This window comes from Pseudomonas sp. HLS-6, assembly GCF_002753995.1.
Taxonomy (GTDB): domain Bacteria; phylum Pseudomonadota; class Gammaproteobacteria; order Pseudomonadales; family Pseudomonadaceae; genus Aquipseudomonas; species Aquipseudomonas defluvii.
On the sequence record NZ_CP024478.1, the window covers coordinates 1,233,363 to 1,257,998 of the forward strand.

22 protein-coding genes are annotated in these 24,636 nt (G+C 61.4%); 10 read left to right on the top strand and 12 right to left on the bottom strand.

Going from position 1 to position 24,636, the window contains the following annotated elements; translation table 11 throughout:
* Positions 1 to 8 precede the first annotated feature (8 nt).
* Positions 9 to 353: a pilin assembly protein gene (locus CS390_RS05570; protein WP_099773688.1), complete on the bottom strand. Its 345-nt coding sequence runs from the start codon at positions 351 to 353 to the stop codon at positions 9 to 11.
* Between the two features lie 132 nt (positions 354 to 485).
* Here CS390_RS05570 and ppc point away from each other — a divergent pair, with 132 nt between their 5' ends.
* From ppc to CS390_RS05595, 5 genes are all read left to right on the top strand, one after another.
* A complete protein-coding gene (gene ppc, locus CS390_RS05575; RefSeq protein ID WP_099773689.1) occupies positions 486 to 3,113 on the top strand; it encodes a phosphoenolpyruvate carboxylase in 2,628 nt (875 codons plus the stop codon).
* Positions 3,114 to 3,322: 209 nt separating this feature from the next.
* On the top strand, positions 3,323 to 3,970 hold the full coding sequence (adk, locus tag CS390_RS05580; protein ID WP_099773690.1) for an adenylate kinase: 648 nt from the start codon (positions 3,323 to 3,325) through the stop codon (positions 3,968 to 3,970).
* 88 nt (positions 3,971 to 4,058) lie between these two features.
* Positions 4,059 to 4,733: a tRNA (adenosine(37)-N6)-threonylcarbamoyltransferase complex dimerization subunit type 1 TsaB gene (tsaB, locus tag CS390_RS05585; protein WP_099773691.1), complete on the top strand. Its 675-nt coding sequence runs from the start codon at positions 4,059 to 4,061 to the stop codon at positions 4,731 to 4,733.
* A gap of 129 nt (positions 4,734 to 4,862) precedes the next feature.
* On the top strand, positions 4,863 to 5,156 hold the full coding sequence (locus tag CS390_RS05590; RefSeq protein WP_099773692.1) for a hypothetical protein: 294 nt from the start codon (positions 4,863 to 4,865) through the stop codon (positions 5,154 to 5,156).
* A 3-nt stretch (positions 5,157 to 5,159) separates the two neighbouring features.
* The gene (locus tag CS390_RS05595) at positions 5,160 to 6,029 is read left to right on the top strand and encodes a DUF72 domain-containing protein (protein ID WP_099773693.1); all 870 of its coding nucleotides are present in this window, start codon (positions 5,160 to 5,162) and stop codon (positions 6,027 to 6,029) included.
* A 22-nt stretch (positions 6,030 to 6,051) separates the two neighbouring features.
* Here CS390_RS05595 and CS390_RS05600 read toward each other — a convergent pair whose 3' ends face one another.
* Positions 6,052 to 6,672 (bottom strand): energy transducer TonB, encoded by a 621-nt coding sequence (locus CS390_RS05600; RefSeq protein ID WP_099773694.1) that lies wholly within the window; start codon positions 6,670 to 6,672, stop codon positions 6,052 to 6,054.
* A 95-nt stretch (positions 6,673 to 6,767) separates the two neighbouring features.
* Here CS390_RS05600 and CS390_RS05605 point away from each other — a divergent pair, with 95 nt between their 5' ends.
* Complete coding sequence (locus tag CS390_RS05605) at positions 6,768 to 7,550, top strand: class I SAM-dependent methyltransferase (protein ID WP_099773695.1); 783 nt, start codon at positions 6,768 to 6,770, stop codon at positions 7,548 to 7,550.
* On the opposite strand, the gene CS390_RS05610 is transcribed toward CS390_RS05605, so the two are convergent.
* Complete coding sequence (locus tag CS390_RS05610; protein WP_099773696.1) at positions 7,551 to 8,186, bottom strand: TetR/AcrR family transcriptional regulator; 636 nt, start codon at positions 8,184 to 8,186, stop codon at positions 7,551 to 7,553.
* A gap of 203 nt (positions 8,187 to 8,389) precedes the next feature.
* On the opposite strand from CS390_RS05610, the gene CS390_RS05615 reads away from it, so the two are divergent.
* Entirely contained in the window at positions 8,390 to 9,490 is a 1,101-nt protein-coding gene (locus CS390_RS05615) for an efflux RND transporter periplasmic adaptor subunit (RefSeq protein ID WP_099773697.1), read from the top strand.
* A gap of 6 nt (positions 9,491 to 9,496) precedes the next feature.
* Positions 9,497 to 12,562 carry an efflux RND transporter permease subunit gene (locus CS390_RS05620; RefSeq protein ID WP_099773698.1) on the top strand — a complete coding sequence of 1,022 codons (3,066 nt, stop codon included), beginning with the start codon at positions 9,497 to 9,499 and terminating at the stop codon, positions 12,560 to 12,562.
* Between the two features lie 109 nt (positions 12,563 to 12,671).
* Here CS390_RS05620 and CS390_RS05625 read toward each other — a convergent pair whose 3' ends face one another.
* From CS390_RS05625 to plsB, 3 genes are all read right to left on the bottom strand, one after another.
* Positions 12,672 to 13,361, bottom strand: coding sequence for a DUF4197 domain-containing protein (locus CS390_RS05625; protein WP_099773699.1), 690 nt, complete (start codon positions 13,359 to 13,361; stop codon positions 12,672 to 12,674).
* Between the two features lie 33 nt (positions 13,362 to 13,394).
* A complete protein-coding gene (locus CS390_RS05630; protein WP_099773700.1) occupies positions 13,395 to 13,793 on the bottom strand; it encodes a YbaY family lipoprotein in 399 nt (132 codons plus the stop codon).
* An 81-nt stretch (positions 13,794 to 13,874) separates the two neighbouring features.
* A complete protein-coding gene (gene plsB / locus CS390_RS05635) occupies positions 13,875 to 16,361 on the bottom strand; it encodes a glycerol-3-phosphate 1-O-acyltransferase PlsB (protein WP_099773701.1) in 2,487 nt (828 codons plus the stop codon).
* Between the two features lie 211 nt (positions 16,362 to 16,572).
* Here plsB and CS390_RS05640 point away from each other — a divergent pair, with 211 nt between their 5' ends.
* Positions 16,573 to 16,782 (top strand): cold-shock protein, encoded by a 210-nt coding sequence (locus CS390_RS05640; protein ID WP_099773702.1) that lies wholly within the window; start codon positions 16,573 to 16,575, stop codon positions 16,780 to 16,782.
* A gap of 59 nt (positions 16,783 to 16,841) precedes the next feature.
* On the opposite strand, the gene CS390_RS05645 is transcribed toward CS390_RS05640, so the two are convergent.
* The 4 genes from CS390_RS05645 to CS390_RS05660 form a co-directional block, all read right to left on the bottom strand.
* A complete protein-coding gene (locus CS390_RS05645) occupies positions 16,842 to 17,219 on the bottom strand; it encodes a hypothetical protein (protein WP_099773703.1) in 378 nt (125 codons plus the stop codon).
* Between the two features lie 22 nt (positions 17,220 to 17,241).
* Complete coding sequence (locus CS390_RS05650) at positions 17,242 to 18,054, bottom strand: putative RNA methyltransferase (RefSeq protein WP_099773704.1); 813 nt, start codon at positions 18,052 to 18,054, stop codon at positions 17,242 to 17,244.
* Positions 18,054 to 19,205, bottom strand: a complete 1,152-nt coding sequence (dapE, locus tag CS390_RS05655; protein ID WP_099773705.1) for a succinyl-diaminopimelate desuccinylase — start codon at positions 19,203 to 19,205, stop codon at positions 18,054 to 18,056. The genes CS390_RS05650 and dapE overlap by 1 nt, the downstream gene beginning before the upstream one ends.
* A 96-nt stretch (positions 19,206 to 19,301) precedes the next feature.
* Entirely contained in the window at positions 19,302 to 21,893 is a 2,592-nt protein-coding gene (locus CS390_RS05660) for a glycosyltransferase (RefSeq protein ID WP_099773706.1), read from the bottom strand.
* Positions 21,894 to 22,175: 282 nt separating this feature from the next.
* On the opposite strand from CS390_RS05660, the gene tcdA reads away from it, so the two are divergent.
* Entirely contained in the window at positions 22,176 to 23,000 is an 825-nt protein-coding gene (gene tcdA, locus CS390_RS05665; protein WP_099773707.1) for a tRNA cyclic N6-threonylcarbamoyladenosine(37) synthase TcdA, read from the top strand.
* On the opposite strand, the gene CS390_RS05670 is transcribed toward tcdA, so the two are convergent.
* Together CS390_RS05670 and CS390_RS05675 are read right to left on the bottom strand one after the other, a co-directional pair.
* Positions 22,979 to 23,389 carry a SufE family protein gene (locus CS390_RS05670; RefSeq protein WP_099773708.1) on the bottom strand — a complete coding sequence of 137 codons (411 nt, stop codon included), beginning with the start codon at positions 23,387 to 23,389 and terminating at the stop codon, positions 22,979 to 22,981. The two genes, tcdA and CS390_RS05670, sit on opposite strands and share 22 nt — an antisense overlap.
* Complete coding sequence (locus CS390_RS05675) at positions 23,386 to 24,591, bottom strand: aminotransferase class V-fold PLP-dependent enzyme (protein WP_099776552.1); 1,206 nt, start codon at positions 24,589 to 24,591, stop codon at positions 23,386 to 23,388. The genes CS390_RS05670 and CS390_RS05675 overlap by 4 nt, the downstream gene beginning before the upstream one ends.
* Between the last annotated feature and the right edge of the window lie 45 nt (positions 24,592 to 24,636).

Here is a 24,636-nt window from a genome sequence, read left to right on the forward strand (position 1 = left end):
TACCGGTTTCAGTCGTTGGACGCCTCTTTTTCCGCGCTTAAGGTCTGCAGGTAGTGTCGGGACAACGCTAGAAACCGGGGTGTTGGCCCGATGTCTTCATACAACGGATTGCCTTCTTCATCGGTTTCGATGACCTGTTGACCGCGGACATAAGGGAAGCTTGCCTCCAGCTCTTCGAGCGCGGCGCCGAGCAGTTCGCCGAGCAGTTCCTCGGGTTGACGCTTGGGGTACATCTCGGCCAGCGCCGCCAGACGCGCCGCGGCTTCGACATCCAGGTGCAACACATAACCGGTAGGGCTCATGCGCCCCGTGGCGGTCTGTTCCCAGTTCTGGGCAAGTTCGCGGATTTTCATGGTGACCTCGTTGAAGACGGATGGCCTTCTTTCAGCGTAGCTACTGGTCGCACTTTGGTCTGCCTTGAAGCACAGGCGGTACTGCGGCACTCTGATGTCATCGCTGTTTGCCCGCGTTGGAGATGAAGGCTGATGACTGGTATTGATGTGCGCTTGCGTGAAGACGTCCATCTGTTGGGCGAATTGTTGGGGGACACCGTACGCGAACAGTACGGCGAAGCTTTCCTGCAGAAAATCGAGGACATTCGTCGCAGCGCCAAGGCGGACCGCAGTGGCAGTGCCGAGCAACTGAGCTCCAGCCTCGACGGCTTGTCCGAGGACGAGTTGCTGCCGGTGGCCCGAGCGTTCAACCAGTTTCTCAACCTGGCCAACATCGCCGAACAGTACCAGTTGATCCGCCGCCGCGACGCGGATCAGCCCGAGCCGTTCGAGGCCAGGGTGCTTCCCGAATTGCTCGATCGCCTGAAAAAGGCGGGTCATAGCCCTGACGCATTGGCCCGCCAGCTCGGCAAACTGAGCATCGAACTGGTGCTTACTGCGCACCCGACCGAAGTCGCCCGCCGTACCTTGATTCACAAGTACGATGCCATCGCCGCGCAGTTGGCGGCTCAAGACCACCGCGACCTGACACCTGCCGAGCGTGCGCAGGTCCGCGAGCGCCTGCAGCGGTTGATTGCCGAGGCTTGGCATACCGAAGAAATCCGCCGTACTCGACCCACCCCGGTCGATGAAGCCAAATGGGGCTTTGCGGTCATTGAGAACTCGCTCTGGCAGGCTATCCCCAACCACCTGCGCAAGGCGGACAAGGCCTTGTTCGCGGCCACGGGTCTGCACCTGCCGCTAGAGGCTGCGCCGATTCGATTTGCCTCGTGGATGGGCGGTGACCGTGACGGTAACCCCAATGTCACCGCCACGGTCACACGCGAAGTGCTGTTGCTGGCCCGCTGGATGGCGGCAGACCTGTTCCTGCGAGACGTCGATTTTCTGGCCGCCGAGTTGTCCATGCAGCAGGCCAGCCCGGCGCTGCGGGCCAGGGTGGGCGAGCATGCCGAACCCTACCGGGCGTTGCTCAAGCAACTGCGCGAGCGCCTGCGGGCAACCCGAAGCTGGGCGCAGTCGTCACTGGCTGTTACGCAACCGGCATCCGCCGAGGTCTTGCACGACAATCACGACCTGATTGAGCCGTTGCGGCTCTGCTATGAGTCGTTGCATGAGTGCGGCATGGGCGTTATCGCTGATGGCCCGCTGCTCGACACCTTGCGTCGGGCGGTGACCTTTGGCCTGTTCCTGGTGCGCCTGGATGTGCGTCAGGACGCAGCACGGCACGCTTCGGCGTTGAGTGAGATCACCGATTATCTGGGGCTGGGGCGCTATGAGGATTGGGATGAAGAGGCGCGTATCGCCTTCCTGCAGACCGAACTGAACAACCGTCGTCCGTTGTTGCCACGGCATTTCCGGCCTCAGGCCGAGACGGCTGAAGTGCTTGCGACCTGCAGTGAAATCGCTGCCGCCCCGGCGGCATCGCTGGGGTCTTATGTGATCTCCATGGCCGGCGCGGCTTCAGACGTGCTGGCGGTACAGTTGCTGCTCAAGGAGGCGGGCGTTGCCCGTCCGATGCGGGTTGTGCCGTTGTTCGAAACACTGGCCGACCTGGACAATGCCGGGCCGGTCATGCAGCGTCTGCTGGGCCTGCCGGGCTATCGTGCGGGGTTGCACGGCCCTCAGGAAGTGATGATCGGCTACTCCGATTCGGCCAAGGATGCCGGTACCACGGCAGCGGCCTGGGCCCAGTACCGCGCCCAGGAAACCCTGGTGGAGATCTGTCGAGGGCAGAACGTCGAATTGCTGCTGTTCCACGGTCGTGGCGGTACTGTGGGCCGTGGCGGTGGCCCGGCCCATGCGGCGATCCTGTCGCAGCCACCGGGCTCGGTGGCCGGCAGGTTCCGCACCACCGAGCAGGGCGAAATGATCCGTTTCAAATTCGGCCTGCCGGACATCGCGGAGCAGAACCTCAACCTGTACCTGGCTGCGGTGCTCGAGGCGACCCTGTTGCCACCGCCACCCCCACAACCGGCCTGGCGCGGCTTGATGGACCAACTCGCGGCGGATGGTCTGAAGGCTTACCGCAGTGTGGTGCGTGACAACCCGGAGTTCGTTGAGTATTTCCGTCAGGCCACGCCGGAGCAGGAACTGGGCCGCTTGCCGTTGGGCAGTCGGCCGGCTAAACGCCGTGCTGGCGGTATTGAAAGCCTGCGGGCGATTCCGTGGATCTTCGGTTGGACCCAGACGCGGCTCATGCTGCCGGCCTGGTTGGGCTGGGAGGCGGCGTTGAGCAATGCACTGGCGCGCGGGCAAGGTGGGCTGCTGGCAGAAATGCGTGAGCAATGGCCGTTCTTCCGTACCCGTATCGACATGCTCGAAATGGTCCTGGCCAAGGCCGATGTTGAAATTGCGCGTTCCTATGATGAGCGTCTGGTGCAATCGCAACTGCGACCTTTGGGTGCACAACTGCGCGACCTATTGTCGCAGGCGTGCCAGGTTGTACTGGGGCTGACCGGGCAGCCGGTGCTACTTGCACACAGCCCCGATACCCTGGAGTTCATTCGTTTGCGCAATACCTATCTGGACCCGTTGCATCTGCTCCAGGCGGATCTCCTGGCCCGCTCGCGCACCCGTGATGCCGCTCTGGACAGCCCTTTGGAGCAGGCATTGCTGGTGACGGTGGCAGGTATCGCGGCAGGCTTGCGGAACACGGGTTGAGGCGTGCTTGCGCCGGGTTGCGCCCGGCGCAACCAGAGCATGACAGGGCCTTCGGCAGCAGGTTATTCCGACTTTGGGGCGCTTGTGTGGCCGAAAGCTGCTGTGTATCTTGAGCAGCCTTTTGACCGAATTGTGGTCATGACCTAATTCCGGGATTTTGCCCTAGCGGCGAATCCTTTGATTTGCTTATAAAAATTGAGGAGCACAAGATGCGTGTAATTCTGCTGGGAGCTCCCGGGGCCGGTAAAGGTACTCAGGCAAAGTTCATCACCGAAAAGTTTGGTATTCCACAGATCTCCACCGGTGACATGCTGCGTGCCGCCGTCAAGGCGGGTACTCCGCTGGGCCTCGAGGCCAAGGCGATCATGGATGCTGGCAAGCTGGTTTCCGACGAGTTGATCATCAACCTGGTCAAGGACCGTATCGCTCAGCCTGACTGCGCGAAGGGCTTCCTGTTCGACGGTTTCCCTCGCACCATTCCCCAGGCCGAAGCCCTGGTAACTGCCGGTGTTGAGCTGGATGCCGTTGTCGAGATCGCTGTGGCTGACGAAGAAATCGTCAAGCGTATTGCCGGCCGCCGTGTTCACGAGGCCTCGGGTCGTGTCTACCACGTGATCTACAACCCGCCAAAGGTTGAAGGCAAGGACGATGAGACCGGCGATTCGCTGGTTCAGCGTAAAGACGACACTGAAGAAACCGTACGTCACCGCCTGGCTGTCTACCACGACCAGACCAAACCGCTGGTGGACTTCTACCAGAAGCTGGCTGCCGCCAATGGCAAGCCGAAGTACAGCCACATTGAAGGCGTTGGCTCTGTTGAGGCCATCACTGCCAAGGTGCTGGAAGCGCTGAGCTGATTTATCGCTCCAGCCCTTGAACAACGGCCCGCTTGCGGGCCGTTGTTGTTTATAATGCCGCTCTTTTTTCTTTCGCCTGGAATCACCGATGACCACTTTGCTGGCCCTGGATACCGCCACTGAAGCCTGCTCCGTTGCCCTGCTGCATGACGGCAAGGTGTTGAGCCACTACGAGGTGATTCCGCGCCTGCATGCGCAGAAGCTGCTGCCAATGATCCAGACCCTGCTCGCCGAGGCTGGTATCGCGTTGTCGGCGCTTGATGCCATTGCCTTCGGTCGCGGCCCAGGCGCTTTCACCGGTGTCCGTATCGCTATTGGTGTGGTTCAGGGCCTGGCCTTCGCGCTGGAGCGTCCGGTGCTGCCGGTATCGAATCTGGCCGTGCTGGCGCAGCGGGCAATGCGTGAACAGGGTGTGCAGCAGGTCGCTGCTGCCATCGACGCCCGTATGGATGAAGTGTACTGGGGCTGCTACCAGTCGACGGCAGGTGAAATGCGCCTGCTGGGTGAAGAGGCTGTGCTGCCACCGGAGCAGGTAGCCTTGCCAGCAGGTGCTACCGGGGACTGGTTTGGTGCGGGTACGGGCTGGGGCTATGCCGAGCGCCTTGCGGTCAAGGTCAGTGCCCAGGACGCCAGCCTGCTGCCTCATGCCCAGGATCTGCTCAGCCTGGCAACGTTTGCCTGGCAGCGTGGCGAGGCAATCGCAGCTGATCTGGCGCAGCCGGTCTACCTGCGCGACAAGGTGGCCACGCCTAAGGCGCGCTGAGCGCCGCCGGTCAGTTAGCGCCAGCAACCCCGAATCTTTTGCCTGATCTGTGGTCCAGTTATCAGTCAGGCATTTGCGAAGGCTCTCGGGTGCCGCTAAATTGCCATCATTGCTCCTGAGTATTCCGCCATGCGTATCGACGGTTTTTCCTCGCAGTCTTATCCGGTCAAACGCTCCGCGCGTAAGGCGCCGCTGCGTGAAGAAGAGCTGGACGACGATATTCCGGGTGAATTTGAAACCCAGGCGCAGCCATCGGCGGCTGCAGGCGCCAGCCGTAGTGCGGGGCTTCCCGTGCGTCAGCAAGACATGATCTTTCCTCGGGCCAGCAACAAGCGCACTGCCAAGGCCCTGAGCAGCTACCTGACCACCGCTGGCTTTGTGGATTGGGAGATGGAAGTGCTCGGGCTGGACCTGTACATTTGACGGATGATTCCCTCATCCCTTCCTTATTTTCTGGGTTGCCCGTCCTGGAGTGAAAGCGCCTGGCGCGAGTACCTGTACCCCGCTGACGCGAAAACCACCGACTTCCTTGGGCTTTACTGCCAGGTGTTCAATGCCGTAGAAGGCAACACCACGTTCTATGCCCGCCCGGCTAGTGCCACGGTTCAGCGCTGGGCGCAGATCATGCCTGAGCACTTTCGTTTTACCGCCAAGTTTCCTGGCGACATCAGTCATGGCGGCGACCTGCGCGAGCAATTGAGTGCTGCCCAGGGCTTCATCGAGTTGCTGCGGCCTTTGGGGCAGCGGGTAGCCCCTTACTGGCTGCAATTGCCGGCCAGTTTCGGGCCTTCGCGGCTTGCGGAGTTGGTCGGGTTTCTGGACGAAGTCGGTGTGCCTGTCGCAGTAGAGGTTCGCCATGCGGACTTCTTTGCCAGGGGGGAGGAGGAGCGCCTGCTCAATCGCCTGCTAATGGAGCGGGGCGTGGAGCGTATTTGTCTGGACCCGCGTGCGTTGTTCAGTTGCACATCCCGCGAGGCCTCGGTGCTGCATGCCCAGGCCAAGAAGCCCAAGGTACCTCCACGGCCTGCCGCATTCACAGCGTGCCCGCAGGTGCGTTTTATCGGCCACCCCGAACTTGCTGCCAATGGGCCATTTTTGCGGCCTTGGCTGGATAAGGTAGCGGCCTGGATCGAAGAGGGGCGCACCCCCTACGTTTTCCTGCACACCGCCGACAATCGCCTGGCCGCTGCGCTGGCTCAGCGTTTTCATCAGGGCTTGATGGAGCGGCTGCCGGGTCTGGTGCCATTGCCGGAGTTGGAAAGGGCGCCACTCGCCGAGCAACTGGGCCTGCTCTAGTCGGTTAGTGGACGGCTTGCCGTCACGCGGCGAGGCGTACGTTGTTCAGGACGACCGGGCGAGCCCAGCGCAGGTCGAAGTCGAGGTGCTTCTGTTGTTCGATCAGCGTGTGCTCATCGAATGGTTCTGCAGCCTTGTCCAGCAGGTCCATCTCGAACTCGGCTATTGGCAGGTGCAGTGGGCGTGGTTGAGGGGCCGGGCCTGGCTCAGGTGTGGGCTGGCCGGCGCTGAGTACGATTGGCCGAACCCAGCTGTTGCTGATGTCCAGTTGGCGTTGTTGCTCGATCAACTCGGCGGCGCTGAAGGGCGGAGCCGGTTTTTCCAGCAGTTCCGGCTCGAACTCGGCGATCGGCAGAAACAGGGGCTCAGGTGGGATGATCTCGCTGTCCTGAACATCGCAGTCGCGCTGGCTATTGATCTGTGCCAGGGTCTGGCTGCCGCCTACGGGTTCGCCTGTGGTGGCATCTACCGGGGCGCTCGTCAGCGTTGTCGCGTCAGTGCCTTCAGCCTGTTGCTCCGCCAAGGCCTGGGCAAAGAAGTCTTGCCACAGGTGGCTTACGCCACCCAATGCCTGGGTGTTGTGGCGGCTGTAATCGCCAACGGGCGACAGGTAGCCTGAATTGAGCTGAAGAATGTCTGACATGGCAGTCGGAGGCTGTCCGGGTCTGGCAAAATACTGAGTACTTCCGTTATCGGCCACGGCCGCCGATCATTTAATTTTTTTTGGATGCACGAACTATGGTTGAGCAACTGGCGGACAGCCGTCTGCGGGTCGAGGCGTTGTCGCCCGAGTATCAGGGGCATGCCGAGCAATGGGCACAACGCCTGGGCTTGCCGCTGGATGACGACGCTGCTGGCTTCGCCGTTCAGGTTGGGAGTGAAGGGCTGCAGATCCAGCAGTTGGGCCCGCAGGCGCCCGGCCCTGTGCGGGTCGACTTCGTGGAAGGGCAAGCCGCTCACCGACGGCTGTTCGGCGGCGGAAGCGGGCAGATGATCGCCAAGGCCGTGGGCATCGCCCAAGGCGTGCGCCCGCGTGTACTGGATGCCACGGCGGGCTTGGGCAAGGATGCCTTTGTCTTGGCCAGCCTGGGTTGCGAGATGCAACTGATCGAGCGTCAGCCGCTGGTCGCCGCGTTGCTTGAGGACGGCTTGGCGCGAGGCCGGGGTGATGCCGAGGTCGGTCCAATCGTGGCACGTATGCACCTGCAGACCGGCAACGCGATTGACCTGATGCGCCATTGGCAGGGGGAGGCGCCGCAAGTGATCTACCTCGACCCGATGTTCCCGCACCGGGACAAGAGCGCACTGGTCAAGAAGGAAATGCGCGTGTTCCGCCCGTTGGTGGGTGACGATCTCGATGCCCCGGCGCTGCTTGAGGCCGCCTTGGCGCTGGCCACTCACCGGGTCGTGGTCAAGCGCCCGCGCAAGGCGCCGATCATCGAAGGCGCCAAGCCAAGCCATAGCCTGGAAGGCAAGTCGAGCCGCTACGACATCTATCCGAAAAAAGCCCTCAAGGCCTGATCAGGGCGCGAAGGCGCGCATGAACAGGCTGACCACATCCTGTACGTGCGCCTCGGCGCCCTCGGCATCCAGCGGTTCGCCGCAGCCGAGCAGCAAGCGGAAGTTGGGGGCGCCCTTGAGCAGGCAGAAAAAGTGCTCTGCAGCATTGCCCGGATGCTCGATCCGCAGCAGGCCGAGTTCGTCAGCCTTCTGCAGCAGTGCCTCCATTTCCCCTAGCAAGCGCATCGGGCCTGCCTCGAAGAAAATCTGGCAGAGCTTGGGATCCTGGCTGCCCAGCGCCATGATCAAGCGGTGCAGCTTGACCGACTCTTCGCCGTTGATCAGCCCCTGGAAGCCACGGCCAATGTTCAACAGCACCTGTTGCAGTGAGGCGCCGTCGGGCAGTTCGAAAATCAACTCGGGCAGTTGTGCCTTGCAGGTTGCCACCACTGCCGTGCAGAACAGTGTCTCTTTGTCGGTGAAGTGGCTGTAGACCGTCAGTTTCGAAACACCTGCCGCTGTCGCGACTGCATCCATGCTGGTGCTGGCATAGCCATGGGTCAGGAACAGTCGCTTGGCCGCTTCAAGAATGGCCTGGCGCTTGGCCAGGTCTTTCGGCCGGCCTGGACCGTTGGGTGCGGGGGTTTCGTTGAGCATGGTGTCCTTAGGCAGCGGTTAAAGGGCGTTCATGGTACATCGCGTGCTCCTTGTGCGAGCGGGAAATTCGACTGGCCGGTCAAGCGCGCTCAAAAAATTGTCGGACAAAAAAACGGGACTTTCGCTTCCCAGCGCTATGGGCTCTGATTAATATACCGATCAGTTCAAATATTAAAAGCGCCACTCGCGAAAGGGTTTTCCATATGTTGCGCCATTTCCTGCCCCTTGCTTTGCCCGTCAGTTTTGCCGTGTTACTGAGCGCGTGTGGCCAGGAAGGCCCGCAACAGGTAACCATTCGGCCGGCCATGGTGGTTCAGCCACAACCGGCCAGTGCGGCGGTCGCCAGTTATCCGGGGGAAGTGCGCGCGCGGTTTGAGCCAGAGTTGGCATTTCGCATTGCTGGCAAGGTCAGCCGGCGCTTGGTGGAGGAGGGGCAGCGGGTCAAGGCCAATCAGCCACTGGCCGAGCTTGACCCGCAGGACGTGCGCTTGCAGTTGGAGGCCGCGCGGGCCCAGGTTGCGGCCGCTGAGGCCAACCTGAGCCTGGTGCAGGCTGAGCGCGATCGCTACCAGAAGTTGCTGGAGCGGCAGATGGTCAGTCGCTCCCAGTATGACAACGCCGAGAACCTCTACCGTGCAGGCCAGGCTCGGCTCAAGCAGGTACGTGCCGAGTTCGATGTGGCGGGCAACCAGGCCGGCTATGCGGTGCTACGCGCGCCGCAGGATGGGGTGATCGCCAAACGCCAGGTCGAGGTCGGGCAGGTGGTGGCGGCAGGGCAGACGGTGTTCACCCTCGCGGCCGATGGCGAGCGTGAGGTGTTGATCAGCCTGCCAGAGCAGAATTTCTCCCGCTTCAAGGTGGGCCTGCCGGTGTCGGTGGAACTCTGGTCGCAGCCTCAAGAGCGGTTCGATGGGATCATCCGTGAGCTGTCGCCTGCTGCTGATCCACGCTCGCGTACGTTCGCCGCCCGTATTGCGTTCAATGTCGGCAAGGTTCACGCGGAACTCGGGCAAAGTGCGCGGGTGTTCATTCAGCACGTCGAGCAGGTACCGCTGGCGGTGCCGCTTTCGGCGTTGACTGCCGAGAATGGCAAGACCTACGTCTGGCGCGTGGACGCCAACAATACGCTCAAGCGAACGCCGGTACGTGTCGGTGCCTATGGCGAGACCAGCGTACCGGTGCTTGAGGGCTTGAGCCCCTCTGACTGGGTGGTTGCTGCGGGTGTGCATGTATTGCACGACGGCCAGCAGGTACGCCCGGTGGACCGTTCCAACCGTGTGGTCAATCTGGCGACTAAGGAGTAGTCCCCGATGGGTTTCAACCTTTCTGCCTGGGCGTTGCGTAATCGCCAGATCGTCCTGTTCCTGATGTTGTTGGTCGCCATGGTCGGTGCATTGTCGTACACAAAACTGGGCCAGAGTGAAGACCCGCCATTTACCTTCAAGGCCATGGTGGTTCGTACCCTTTGGCCTGGCGCGAGTGCCGAGGAAGTGTCGCGCCAGGTGACCGAACGTATTGAAAAAACGCTGATGGAAACCGGCGAGTACGAACGGATCGTGTCGTTCTCCCGCCCCGGCGAATCGCAAGTCACCTTCATGGCCCGGGACTCCATGCACTCGGACGAGATCCCTGAGTTGTGGTACCAGTTGCGCAAGAAAGTCGCGGACATCCGCCACACCTTGCCACCGGGCATTCAGGGGCCGTTTTTCAATGATGAATTCGGTACCACGTTCGGCAACATCTACGCCCTGACAGGCAAAGGCTTCGATTATGCCGTGCTCAAGGACTACGCCGACCGTGTGCAGATCCAGCTGCAACGGGTCAAGGATGTGGGCAAGGTCGAGCTGCTGGGGTTGCAGGACGAGAAGATCTGGATCGAACTGTCGAACGTCAAGCTGGCCACCCTTGGCTTGCCATTGGCGGCGGTGCAGCAAGCACTGGAAGAACAGAATACGGTCAGCACGGCGGGCTTCTTTGAAACGCCCACCGAGCGTTTGCAGTTGCGCGTCAGTGGTCAGTTCGAGACGGTTGAGCAGATCGAGCAGTTCCCCATTCGTGTCGATAACCGCACCTTCCGCATCGCCGATGTCGCCGACGTGCGTCGTGGTTTCAACGACCCGCCCGCGCCACGTATGCGTTTCATGGGTGAGGACGCCATCGGTCTGGCAGTGTCGATGAAGCCCGGTGGTGACATTCTGGTGTTGGGCAAGGCACTGGAAGCCGAGTTTTCGCGGATTACCCGCAACCTGCCTGCCGGCATGGAGCTGCGCAAGGTGTCTGACCAACCTGCGGCGGTGAAGACCGGTGTCGGTGAGTTCGTCAACGTACTGGTCGAAGCCTTGGCAGTGGTGTTGCTGGTGAGTTTCTTTTCCCTGGGCCTGCGCACCGGGCTGGTGGTCGCGTTGGCGATTCCTGTGGTATTGGCAATGACCTTTGCCACCATGTACTACCTGGGCATCGGTCTGCACAAGATCTCCCTGGGGGCGCTGGTGCTGGCGCTGGGGTTACTGGTGGACGATGCGATCATTGCGGTAGAGATGATGGCGATCAAGATGGAGCAGGGCTTTGACCGCTTCAAGGCCGCCAGCTTTGCCTGGACCAGTACGGCATTTCCGATGCTCACCGGCACGCTGATCACTGCGGCAGGCTTCCTGCCGATCGCAACAGCGCAGTCGGGTACTGGCGAGTACACCCGCTCGATCTTTCAGGTGGTGACGATTGCGTTGCTGGCGTCCTGGATAGTCGCGGTGGTGTTTGTGCCGTTCCTGGGCGAACGGCTGTTACCGGACCTGGCCAAGTTGCATGCGGCTAAACACGGTACGAACGGCAATGCACCTGACCCCTATGGCACGCCGTTCTATCAACGGGTTCGGCGAGTGGTGGCATGGTGTGTGCAGCGGCGTAAGACGGTCATTGTGCTCACCATCGGCATGTTCATCGCGAGCATCCTGTTGTTCCGTTTCGTCCCTCAGCAATTTTTCCCGGCTTCCGGGCGTCTGGAGTTGATGGTTGACCTGAAACTGGCTGAAGGCGCCTCGCTGAGCAATACCGCTGAGCAGGTCGAGCGGCTGGAGGCGATGCTCAAGGCGCGTCCTGATATTGAAAATTATGTGGCGTATGTCGGCACTGGTTCGCCACGCTTCTACCTGCCTCTGGATCAGCAACTGCCCGCAGCGAGTTTTGCCCAGTTCGTGGTGTTGGCCAAGACCATCGAAGACCGTGAGGCGCTGCGTAGCTGGTTGATCGAAAACCTGAACGAACAGTTCCCGCAACTGCGCTCGCGTGTCACTCGGCTGGAAAACGGGCCGCCGGTGGGCTATCCGGTGCAGTTCCGGGTCACGGGGGAGCACATTGAGGTCGTGCGAGCGTTGGCGCGCAAGGTTGCGGCCAAGGTCCACGAGAACCCCCATGTGGCTAACGTGCACCTGGACTGGGAGGAGCCAAGCAAGGTGGTTCACCTGATCATCGATCAGGACCGAGCACGTGCACTCGGCGTGAGCACGGCCAACCTCGCCCAATTCCTGCAAAGCACCCTGAGCGGTTCAGGGGTTAGCCAGTACCGGGAAGACAATGAGCTGATCGAGATACTGTTGCGTGGCACGCTACAGGAACGGCGTGAGCTTGCGAACCTGCCTAGCCTCGCGGTACCGACTGATAGCGGCCGCAGCGTTGCACTGTCGCAGATCGCGACCTTGGAATACGGTTTTGAGGAAGGGGTGATCTGGCACCGCAACCGCTTGCCGACGGTCACCGTGCGCGCCGATATTTACGGCAAGGAGCAGCCGGTGACCCTGGTTCAACAGATCCTGCCAACACTTGAGAGCGTGCGTGCGCAACTGCCGGATGGCTACTTGCTGGAAGTGGGCGGTACGGTCGAGGATTCCGCGCGAGGGCAAAACTCGGTGAAAGCCGGTTTCCCGTTGTTCATCGTGGTGGTGCTGACCTTGCTGATGCTGCAGTTACGCAGCTTCTCGCGCACGGTGATGGTGTTCCTGACGGCCCCGTTGGGCGTAATCGGCGTGACCTTGTTCCTGCTGGTGTTCCGACAGCCGTTCGGCTTCGTCGCGATGCTTGGCACCATTGCGTTGTCAGGGATGATCATGCGCAACTCGGTGATCCTTGTGGACCAGATCGAGCAGGACATCGCTGCAGGGCTTGACCGTTGGCAGGCAATCATCGAAGCCACGGTACGGCGTTTCCGGCCGATTGTGTTGACGGCGTTGGCGGCGGTGCTGGCCATGATTCCACTGTCGCGCAGCGTGTTTTTCGGGCCGATGGCGGTAGCGATCATGGGCGGCCTGATCGTCGCGACGGTGTTGACCCTGTTGTTCCTGCCGGCGCTGTATGCGGCCTGGTTCAGGGTCAAGAAACCCTAGAGACCGGCATCGCGGGCAAGCCCCCACAGTGTGCAGTTTTTGTGGGAGTGAACCTTACCCGCGATGCTATCTGTAGGGTGTCATGCCATATGTGGCGATCCCTGCCGTGTCAGAGCGCGCCAAACACCTTCTTCGCCAGGCTGGTGGCAGCACCGGCCGGGTTTTCACGAATGCTGGCTTCCTGCTTGCCGATCATCTCGAACAGGCCATTGAGCGCTTGCTCGGTCACGTAGTTCTCGACGTTGGCATTTTTCGAGTCCAGTACACCCAGGCTCGCAGCCTGGCCGGCGAAGCTGTTGTACTGCTGCGCCAGGCCAACCTGGTCGGTAGCCTGCTTGACGATTGGCAGGAACTTGGCGCGGATCTGTTCACGGCTGGTCTTGTTCAGGTACTGCGTCGCCGAGTCGTTGCCGCCGCTGAGAATGCTCTTGGCATCGGCCACGGTCATTTTCTTCACGGCATCCACCAGCAGTGCCTGAGCTTGCGGTACGGCCGCCTCGGCGGCTTTGTTCATGCTGGCTTCCAGTTGGTCAACCTCGGCGCCCATGCCGAACTTCCTCATCGTTTTGGCGGCCTTGCCAAGGTTGCCAGGCAGCTCGATGCGTACATCCGGGTTGTTGCTGAAACCACCTGGGGTACCCAGTTGCTTGACGGCAATCTGGGCACCTTGGGTCAAGGCATCCTTGAGGCCACCGCTGGCATCCTGTTGCGAGAGATCGCTCAACGACAGGGCCATGGCGCTGGCCGAGAGCAGCAGGCCTGCACACAGGCTGGTAAAGGTGAGAACGGGGCGAAACATGGCAGCATCCTTTTCTGGGAACGAAGGGGGAAATCAGCGAATCGCGTCGACCTTGATGCGCACGGGTTGCGGGTCGTGGCCATCAAGTTGCACGGCATGCTGTTCGGTGTTGATGAACATCAGTTTACCGTCCAGCTCGATACGTGCGCTGACGGCATAGCGGTGGCCGGGTTTGACCTGGCTCGGGTCGTAGGTGAGGTGGAACGGCAGCGGAACCTGACCGTTTACCGGGCCGCTCTGCCTGGCCAGCGTGACAGCTGGCGCGTCAGCCAGGGAGACATCTTGCAGGCTGACACTCAGGGTGGCGCTTGGAGGCAGGGCGATACGCTGAAGGTAGAACACTTCGCCGTCCAGGCTGGCCGTGGGGGTTGGGGGCGTACTGCTGCAGGCTGCCAGCAGGCTTCCGATCAGGGCCAGGGTCAATTTTTTCATCAGGATCTCCTTATCGAAGGCGCCGTGACGTCGGCGCCCACGTTGTTTCGTGGTCGTGCTCCGGGCAAGACCACGTAGGGTTCATGTCGTCGTTTCGGGGTTATCGTCATTGCGATGCAGGGCCACCTGACGGATTGACAGGCGCACCTCCGCCGAGAGCACACGCTTGGCCGCCCCCTCTGCCAACTCACTGAGTTTTTCGTGGTATCCCAGTTTGCCAGCGATATCGGGGCGCAGAACTCCCTGTTCGATCAGGGTTTGAATGAAGTGGCGGAACAGGCTTTTATCGAAGAACTCCGGGGCATTGAGCCCGTGCAGGATCGACAGCCGCTGGGCCATGACCACGCAGAGGTCTTCCAGTGCTTCGGCGCTGAGGCTGTGTTGGCCGCTATTGAGCAGCAGGGCGGTGGCCATGTAGAAGCGCTGCAGGGTCTGGGTAATGGCCCGGGCCAGCAGGGTCAGCAGCACGAATTGGCGCGAACTCGGGGCAGGGCGCAGGTAGACGCCATTTTCAAGGCGCAGCAGGCCTTGGTCGACAAACGCCTGCAGCCATTGGTCAACCACCGCGTCCAGTTCGTCCAACGACCAGCGGATAAACAACTCGGATTGCAGGTACGGGTACAGTGCCCGTACGTATTGCAGGATCAAGTCGCGGCTCATCCGCGAGCTGCTCTGGAAGAAGCTCGCCAGCAGGGCGGGCAGGGCAACAATGTGCAGGACGTTGTTGCGGTAGTAGGTCATCAGGATGGCGTTCTGCTCATCCAGATAGAGGATCTTGCCCAGCGCATCACGCTGTTCAGCAAGCATGTCCATATCCCTGACGTGGGCGATCAGCGCCAGGCCGTCACCCTCTGGCAGCGTCGTGTGCGGTGAGTAGGGCACTTGCCGCAGTAGTGTAAGGTACAGGTCCAGCACGCGTGCCAGGGCACGTTCGTCGAGGGCCAGCTTGCTGGTCGACAGCAGGGCCAGGGCCACCAGGTTGACCGGGTTGATTGCCGCCGCTTCGTTCAGGTGCCGGGCGACTGTCTCGCCCAGGCGTGAGGTGGTCTGGTTGAGCCAGGCCGGGCGGAACTGTGGTCCATGCTCCTGCTCGCGCCAGCCGGGCTGCTGCGCGTCGAGGAAGCTGGCCAGGCGAATGGGGGCGCCGAAGTTGACCGACACTTGGCCAAAGCGCTGTTTGAGGGCACCGAAGACCTTGAAGATATCGAAAATCGACTCTTTCTTCTTGCTCGCACCGCGCAGTTCACCGAGGTAGGTACGCCCCTCCAGGACGCGTTCGTAGCCGATGTACACCGGTACGAAGACAATAGGTGTGCGTGAGGAGCGCAGGAAGCTGCGCAGGGTAATTGCCAGCATCCCGGTTTTGGGTTGCAACATGCGCCCGGTTCGCGAGCGTCCGCCTTCGACGAAGTACTCCACGGGGAAGCCTTTGCTGAAGAGGGTGTGCAGGTATTCGTTGAACACGGCGGTGTACAGCGGGTTGCCCTTGAACGTACGGCGCATGAAGAATGCACCGCCTCGGCGTAGCAGGCTGCCAATGACGGGCATGTTCAGGTTGATGCCGGCGGCAACATGCGGCGGGGTCAGGCCATTGCGGAACAGCAGGTACGACAGCAGCAGGTAGTCGATGTGGCTGCGATGGCAGGGGACGTAGATCACCTCATGTCCTGGTGCGATACCTTGCACCTGCTCGATGTGGTTGACCTTGATGCCATCGTAGATCTTGTTCCAGAACCAACTGAGCACAACCTCAAGGAAGCGAATGGCGGTGTAGGTGTAGTCCGAGGCGATTTCGTTGCCATAGCGCAGTGCCTGGGCTTCGGCCTTGGCCAGCGGGATGTTCTCGCGTTCGGCTTCCTCGGCGATGGCCTGACGTACCAACGGGTCGTGGATCAGGCCCTTGACCAGGTTGCGCCGGTGAGAAATGTCCGGGCCGATGACGGCTGTCTTGAGGTTGCGAAAATGAACCCGTAGCAGGCGTTGGGCCATGCGTACCGTGCGCGCCTGCCCTTTTTCGTGTTGCACCAGTTCGCGCAGATGGATCGGTGCGGAGAACTGCACGCGGGTCTTGCGCCCCAGGATCAGAATGCTCAGCAGCTTGCGCAGGCGCCCGGTCACGGCCCAGCTGTCGGCGAACAGCAATTTCCACGGGCTCGATTCACTGGCCGGTGACTGGCCCCAGAACACACTGACCGGGATGATCTGTGCATCGTTTTCATCATGCAGGCTGACCGCGTTGACCAACCGAGCCAGCGTTGGTGGTGCGCCGCGTTTGTCATGTCGGCCGAGCCAGTCCGGGTCTGGGGTCAAATAGAAGAAAGCGGCCGGTTCTTCGAGGTTACCGAGTGAAACGGGTAACACGGGGCGTGGCAGCCCGGCTTTGGTGCATTCACTGTCCAGCACGGCCAGGTCGGCCAGCGACGGTGATTGCAGGGCATAGAACACCGGGCGACTGCGGTCCAGGTTCAGGGTGAAAGACGACTGGTTGATTGTCTCGGAGCGAACCCATAGGTACAGCAGGCGGCGCAGAGCACCAAAAATCAGGCGGTGCAAAGGTGAACGGGTCATACAGGCTCTGCTCTGGATATTGAATTCAAGCAGGTTAGTGTGCCGTATCTGCGCAAGTTCAGCAAAAAGCACTCAGGTCATAAAAATTCTTTGAAGGCTGCCTTATACTCGGTCCGCAGCTTGCAGGTTTTTTGTTGCAAGCTGCGTCGGTAGAGGGTGGTGACCCCTGCCTGCAAGGCGATTCCAAAATAAAAAAACCGGAGTAGTAAAGATGTCGTCTCGTGAGACTGGGAACGTGAAGTGGTTCAATGACGCCAAAGGTTATGGCTTCATTCAGCGTGAAGGCGGTGCCGATGTATTTGTTCATTACCGTGCGATTCGTGGCGAGGGGCATCGCACCCTGAGCGAGGGGCAGCGAGTGGAGTACGCATTGGTAGAGGGCCAGAAAGGCCTTCAGGCTGAAGACGTGGTTGGTCTCTAAGCCTTGAACGAAAAGGCCCGTCGCCGGACGACCGGGACGGGCCTTTTCGAGAGTGCAGGTTACTGCGTGCGCCAGGTGATTTCCTCTTCACCGTCGGCACTGATGCGAATCCAGCGATCGGCGTCTTCCTCGCCTTCTTCTTCTACCCAACTGCCCGGTGCGCAGCGTACCTCGACGTTCAGCACGGCAAATGCTGCACGCGCGCAGGCAATGTCGTCTTCCCACGGGGTCTGGTCGCTTTCCAGGTAAAGGCTGTTCCATTTGCCAACGGCTTTCGGCAGCCAGGTCACAGGCACGTTTCCAGCCTTGCATTTCCAGGTCTGGCCTTTCTGCACCCACTCAGTGCATGGCCCGAGGGCTTCGCTTAGCCAGGCAGCAATGGCTTTGTGGTCGACGTCCGCATCCTTGAGGTAAATCTCGATATCGGGTTGACGCATGGGGCAATCCTCCAGGTTCGGCTCAGCCTTGCCGTACAAAATAGTCGTAACGCATGGACACCGTCACCTCAAAGGGCTCGGCCTGGTCGATGACCGCGGTGCGTTTTTCTGCGCTGGCACGCCAGCCATGAGGGGTCATGGCCAGCAGGTCGGCACGGGCCTTTGGGGTGTCCAGGGTCAGGCGAAAGGTCAGGGTTTCGCTGTGATCGTGAACCATGCCCTCGGGGACCAGCGCCAGGTGCTTATCGTCGCTGTAGTCGCGTACTTCATCGTACAGACGCTGGCGCAGCTCCATCAGGTGCTCACGGGTCGGGCCGATACGCATCAGGCCACCCCCCGGCACCAGCAGGCGTTTCGCCTCTTGCCAGTCCAGCGGGCTGAAGACGCTGGCCAGAAAGCCGCAACTGGCATCGGCCAGCGGTATCCGGGCCATGCTCGCGACCAGCCAGGTGACTGCGGGGCTACGCCGGCAGGCACGCTTGACCGCTTCCCGGGAGATGTCCAGGGCATAGCCTTCTGCCGCAGGCAGGGCTTCGGCGATCTGCGCGGTGTAGTAGCCTTCGCCACAGCCGATGTCCAGCCAGCGTTGAGGCGCACGCTCAACGGCCAGTTCGGCCAGGCGGCGTGCAACCGGGGCGTAGTGGCCTGCGCTGAGAAAGTCACGACGCGCCTCGACCATGGCCTGGTTGTCGCCCGGGTCACGGCTGTTCTTGTGCTGAACTGGCAGCAGGTTCAGGTAGCCCTGGCGAGCACGGTCGAAACGATGGCCTGCGGGGCAGGCCACGCCATTATCGACGCTGGCCAGTGGCGCACTGCAAAGAGGGCAGATGAGCATCAGGCAAGCAGCCGGGTCAGGGTCTGGTAGTAGATCTCGGTCAGCACATCGAGATCGCTGGCCAGGATACGCTCGTTGACCTGGTGAATAGTGGCATTGACCGGGCCCAGTTCGACGACCTGAGTACCGAGGGTCGCGATGAAGCGGCCATCGGAGGTACCGCCGCTGGTCGACGGCTGGGTCTCGCGGCCAGTCACGGCCTTGATGCTCGCCGATACGGCATCGAGCAATTCACCTGGTTCGGTCAGGAACGGCAGGCCTGACAGCGCCCATTCCACATCCCAGTCCAACTGGTGCTTGTCGAGGATGGCCGCGACGCGCTGCTGCAGGCCTTCGACGGTCGACTCGGTGGAGAAGCGGAAGTTGAACAGGGCGGTCAGTTCGCCAGGTACGACGTTGGTGGCGCCGGTGCCGGAGTTGAGGTTGGAGATCTGGAAGCTGGTCGGCGGGAAGAAGGCGTTGCCTTCGTCCCAGTGCTCGGCGGCCAGTTCGGCCAATGCCGGGGCAGCCAGGTGGATCGGGTTCTTTGCCAGGTGCGGGTAGGCCACATGGCCTTGTTTGCCGCGTACGGTCAGCTTCGCACCGAGGGAGCCACGTCGACCGTTCTTGACCACATCACCCACCAGGGTGGTGCTCGACGGTTCGCCGACGATGCACCAGTCCAGGCGCTCCTGACGGGCGGCCAGGCGTTCGATCACCGCCTTGGTGCCATGGTGGGCCGGGCCTTCTTCGTCGCTGGTGATCAGGAACGCAACCTTGCCGCGATGGTTGGGGTAGTCGGCCACGAAACGCTCGGTGGCCACGACCATGGCGGCCAGGCTGCCCTTCATGTCGGCTGCGCCGCGGCCGCAGAGCATGCCGTTTTCGTCGATCAGCGCTTCAAACGGATCGTTCTGCCAGGCCTGTACCGGGCCGGTAGGCACTACGTCGGTATGACCGGCAAAGCACAATACCGGGCCGTCCTGAGTGCCGTGGGTGGCCCAGAAGTTGTCGACGTCTTCGATACGCATTGGCTCCAGCATGAAGCCGGCATCGCCCAGGCGCTGCATCATCTGTTTCTGGCAGTCGGCGTCGAGCGGGGTCACCGAGGGCCGACGGATCAGGTCGCAGGCCAGTTCAAGGGTAGGCGAGAGGTCGGCTGGGGCCGTCATGAAAGACTCCGGAAGCAAGGCAAGGCACAAAATTAGGGGCGTTATCTTATAGCAAAAACGGCGGCCCAAGGCCGCCGTTTAGAGGTTGTGCAGATTTTATCCGGCGGTGGCCGGCTGTACCTCATTCGACGGTTTCGGCAGCGACGACAGCATCGCCATGATCAGTGCGGCCAGGTAGGGCAGCGACTGCACCAACAGCATGGCCACCCAGAAACGCATGTCGGCGCTCGGCATGCCTTGAACCAGGTAGATACCGGCCGCGGCACCCCAGAGCAGGAGCATGATGAACAGCTCTTCGCGCGCCTCGGAAATTGCCACCAGCAGACCATGGCTGTCGGCGTTTTTCGGGGTGCGGAAGAACGGAATGCTGCTGGTGAAGAAGCCGTACAGCACCGCCTTGGCAATGGTGTGCGACAGGGCCAGGCCAGCCAGCGCCGCAGCGAAGGCATCCTTGAGGTTCACCCCGACCGCGCGGCGATAGAGGAACACGATCTTGCCGACCTTGAACACGAACAATGCCAGTGGCGGGATGGCGAAAATCATCAGCGGCGGGTCGACTCGCTGCGGCACGATGATCATCGCTGCCGACCAGAGCAGTGCCCCGACGGTGAAGAAAATGTTCATGCCATCGGCGATCCATGGCAGCCAGCCGGCCAGGAAGTGGTAGCGCTGGCCTCGTGTCAGCTCGGTGTCCTTGCCGCGCAACAGGCTTGCAGCGTGCCGCTTGATGATCTGAATCGCGCCATAGGCCCAACGGAAGCGCTGCTTCTTGAAGTCGATGAAGGTGTCGGGCATCAGGCCCTTGCCGTAGCTGTTGTGGGCATAAGCCGCCGAATAGCCTTTTTCGAACACGCGCAGGCCCAGCTCGGCATCCTCACAGATACACCAGTCGGCCCAGCCCAGTTCTTCGAGCACCGAGCGGCGGGTCATGGTCATGGTGCCATGCTGGATGATCGCGTCACGGTCGTTGCGGGTTACCATGCCGATATGGAAGAAGCCCTTGTACTCCGAGTAGCAGAGCTTCTTGAAGGTACTTTCATACTGGTCGCGGTAGTCCTGTGGCGATTGCACCACGGCGATTTTCGGGTCGGCGAAATGCGGCACCATGTGTTTGAGCCAGTTGCGGTCGACGCAGTAGTCCGAGTCGATCACTGCGATCACTTCGGCGTCCTTGGCCGTATGCGGGATGAGGTAGTTCAATGCCCCGCCCTTGAAACCGGCCAGTGGTGCGACGTGGAAGAACTTGAAGCGCTCGCCGAGCAGTTCGCAGTGGGCCTTGATCGGCTCCCAGACCGCCGGGTCCTTGGTGTTGTTGTCGATGATCAGGACTTCGTAGTCCGGATAATCCAGTGCGGCCAGCGCGTCGAGGGTCTGTTTGACCATTTCCGGCGGCTCGTTGTAGCAGGGCACATGGACCGAAACCTTGGGGCGGTAGGCGCTGTCGGCCTGTACCGGAAGGAACTCGCGACGCCGCTTGTGTATCCACACCGCTTCGGCCAGTTCATGAGCCTCGGTGAGCAGCACGATGAAGACGCCGAGTGCCCCGAGGGCAAGCAGGAAGCCCACCGTCAGGCTGAACCAGGTGCTGTACTGTTGGCTGTAGTCGTAGCCGATCCAGACCAGTACCGAACCGCACAGGAAGGCGATGAAGGTCAGGAAGGTACGGCCGCGCTGACGCAGGGCCGAGCCGTCGATCAGCAGCAGGGCCAGCGAGAGCATCGCCAGGACCACGGAACTGATGGCCAGCAAGCGCCATTGTGGGATCGCGACCACAGGGCCTTCAAAGTTGAACTTCTGTTGGCGAGCCGCGTTGAATACGCCCCAGTACGCGCCGACCGAACCTTCGTCACTGGCTTTCCAGGGTTGGTCGTAGGCTTCGATGACGAAGTAGTTGTAACCCTGGCGGTTCAGTTTGTTGACCAGTGTGCGCAGGTAGATAGCCTGATCGGCCTGGGTTGCTTCAGCACCACCACGCATACGGCCATTGCTCGGCCAGCCGACTTCCGAGAGCAGCAGTGGCTTTTTCGGGAACAGGCGCTTGAGGTCGCGGGCACGGTCGAGAACGAATTGGCCGGCGTCCTTCATCGGGATGAATTCCCAGTACGGCAGGATGTGCGCCGCCACCAGATCGACGTGCTTGGCCAGTTCGGGGTGTTCTTTCCAGATGTGCCATTGTTCAGAGGTTGTGACCGGTACCTTGACGGCGGCGCGCACCCGATCCAGGTATTGCATCAGCGCTTCGGGGGTGATCTCCTTGCGGAACAGGGCTTCGTTACCGACCATGACCCTCACTACGCTGCGTGAGCTGTTGGCCAGTTCGATGGCACGCTGGATTTCCCGTTCGTTACGCTCCTGATCAGGGCTGATCCATACCCCCAGCGTTACTCGCAGGCCAAACTCCTCGGCCAGTGCCGGAATCTGGTCCTGGGTGCCGTCCACGGTATAGATACGGATACTGTCGGTCAGTTTGCTCAACTGCTCCAGGTCCTGGCGCATCTCGTCAGTTGTTGGGTATTGCCCTTTCTGCGGGCTTTGCCCCAGGCGGAAAGGCGAGTAGGAGAAGCCGGAAATCTGCTCCGGCCAGTTGGGTGTGGAAACCGGGCGGTTGATCAGCGCCCAGAACCCGGTGAACAGCGCGGCGATTGCCACGACGATGACCAGGTTAAGACCAAATTTACGCGATGACATAGGTAGTTCGGGTTCCAAAGGGTGGAACGGGCAAGCGCCGTACAGCGCAAATCCTGATCGTTACCTGCCGTGCAATACAGGCAGGTATCAACTTGGATTTTCATTAGCAGCTTTAGTTCTGACGCCCGTGCAATTGTCGTCCAGGACTTGGGGTTACGCTGGACATTAAAGCAGCATTGCAACCGGTATGACCAATCGGCTGTCTTGGCTGTCGGTCAGGCACGGTATGGCATCGAACGCAGAGCAGCCTATAATGCGCGCCGGTTTTTTCGGGGTAGGGCCATGAGTACAGAAGATCCACGCTTTGCCGGTGTTGCCCGGTTGTACGGGCTGGAGGGGCTGCAGCGCCTGCGTGACGCCCATGTGGCGATCATCGGCATCGGTGGCGTCGGTTCATGGGTGGCAGAAGCCATTGCCCGCAGTGGGGTAGGTGAAATCTCGCTGTTCGACCTGGATGATGTGTGTGTCAGTAATACCAACCGTCAGTTGCATGCGCTGCAAGGCAATGTCGGCAAACCGAAGGTGGACGCCACAGCCGAACGCTTGAGGGCGATCAACCCGGCATGCACGGTACATGCGGTGGCGGACTTCGTGACCAAGGATACCCTCGCCCAGTACATCACCGAAGACCTGGATTTCGTCATCGACTGCATTGACGCCGTGCAGGCCAAGGCGGCACTGATTGCCTGGTGCAAACGTCGGAAGATCTCGATCATCACTACCGGTGGCGCGGGTGGGCAGATCGACCCTACCCAGGTTCAGGTCACCGACCTGAACCGTACCTATAACGACCCATTGGCTTCGCGTGTGCGTTCGACTCTGCGCCGCGATTATGGGTTCTCGCGTAATGTCAGCCGCAACTACAGCGTGCCGTGCGTGTTCTCCACCGAGCAGTTGCGCTACCCGAAGCCGGACGGCGGCGTTTGCCTGCAGAAAAGTTTTGTCGGTGATGGGGTCAAGCTGGACTGCTCCGGTGGCTTCGGCGCGGTCATGATGGTCACCGCGACCTTCGGCATGGTCGCGGCGAGCAAGGCACTGGACAAACTGGTGGCGGGTACCCGGCGCCCATCCGAGCGCAAGCCGGCTCAGGCGCCAGAGGCGAGCTGAGCCATACGTTGCAGCACGGCATTGAGGCCGTTGCTGCGCGAGGGCGATAGTTGTCGCCCCAGGCCCAACTGGTTGAACCAGCCGGGCAGATCCAGCTGTTGCAAGGCGCTGCTGGACAGGCCTTCGACCCGAATCAGCAGCAGGGCGAGCAAGCCACGGATCATCCGGGCATCGCTGCTGGCGCGAAAGTGCCAGTGCCCGGCGCGCTGTTCGGCTACCAGCCACACCTGGCTTTCACAGCCATGCACGCGGTTGGCGTCGCACTGTTCGTCACTGCTCAAGGCTGGAAGGCGCTCGCCCCATTGCATCAGCAAGCGGGCACGCTGCTCCCAGCCAGCGGCCTGTTCAAAGCTATCAAGTGCCTCTTGGGCAGCGATTGGCAGGGTCATCGCAGCAGCTCCAGGGACTGGTCCAGTGCTTCAAAGAAGCGTTGCAGGTCATCCGAATCGCTATACAGGGCCAGTGACACCCGTACCGCACCTGCAAGGCCGAGGCTTTTCAGCAGTGGCATGGCGCAGTGGTGGCCGGCACGTACGGCGACGCCCTGCTCGGTCAACAGGTGGGCCAGATCGGCGCTGTGTACACCGTGGATGACGAAGCTGGCCACTGCCACGTCGGGCGTACCGAGCACCCGCACACCTTCACGGTCGTTCAGGCCGCGCAGCAGCAGGCGGTGCAGGGTGGCCTCGTGTTCGTCAACGGCGGATGGGTCCAGGCTGGCCAGGTAATCAAGGCTGGCCCCCAGGCCGATGACGCCGGCTATCGGCGGTGTACCCGCTTCAAAACCCAACGGGGCGGGGCGGAATGTGGCCTCTTGATAGTCGGCCAACTGCACCATCTCGCCGCCGAACTGCCAGTGCTGCAGCAGGTTCAGTGCCTGGTGCCGACCGTAAAGCACGCCGACACCGTCCGGGCCATAGAGCTTGTGGCTGGAAAAGACATAGAAGTCACAGCCCAGTTGCTGGACATCATGCCGCCCATGGACCACGCCCTGGGCGCCATCGACCACACTCAGTGCTCCTTGAGCCCGGGCATGGGCCAGCAAGGGCGCGAGGGGTTGCCAGGTACCCAGTACATTCGACAGTTGACTGAGTGCGACAAGGCGTGTGCGCGGGCCAATCAACTGCAGCGCAGCCTCGACATCGATGAAGCCCTCAGGGGTGATGGGCAATATCACCAGCGTGAGGCCGCGTCGCCGGGCCAACTGCTGCCAGGGCAGCAGGTTGGCATGGTGTTCCAGGGCGCTGACCGCGATCTCATCGCCGGGATGAAAGCGCGCTTCCAGGCCGTAGGCCAGCAGGTTCAGTGCCGAAGTGGCGCCGTGGGTGAAGATGATCTCGTCGGTGCTGGCGGCATTCAGCCAGCCGGCAACCTTTTCCCGGGTGCGTTCAAAGGCTTGTGTCGCCAGCGCGCCGGGCAGGTGTTGGGCACGGTGAACATTGGCAGCACCGTGACTGTAATAGTGGCTCAGGGCATCGAGCAGGGCTTGAGGCTTCTGAGTGGTCGCAGCATTGTCCAGATAGGTCTGGTGCTGTCGTTGCAGGGCAGCGATGGCCGGAAAGTCAGCGCGCCATGGAGAAGGCAGGAACATGATGGTCGGGCTCTGGGCATCGGGCTTGGCAAGCGCCAAGCCCGA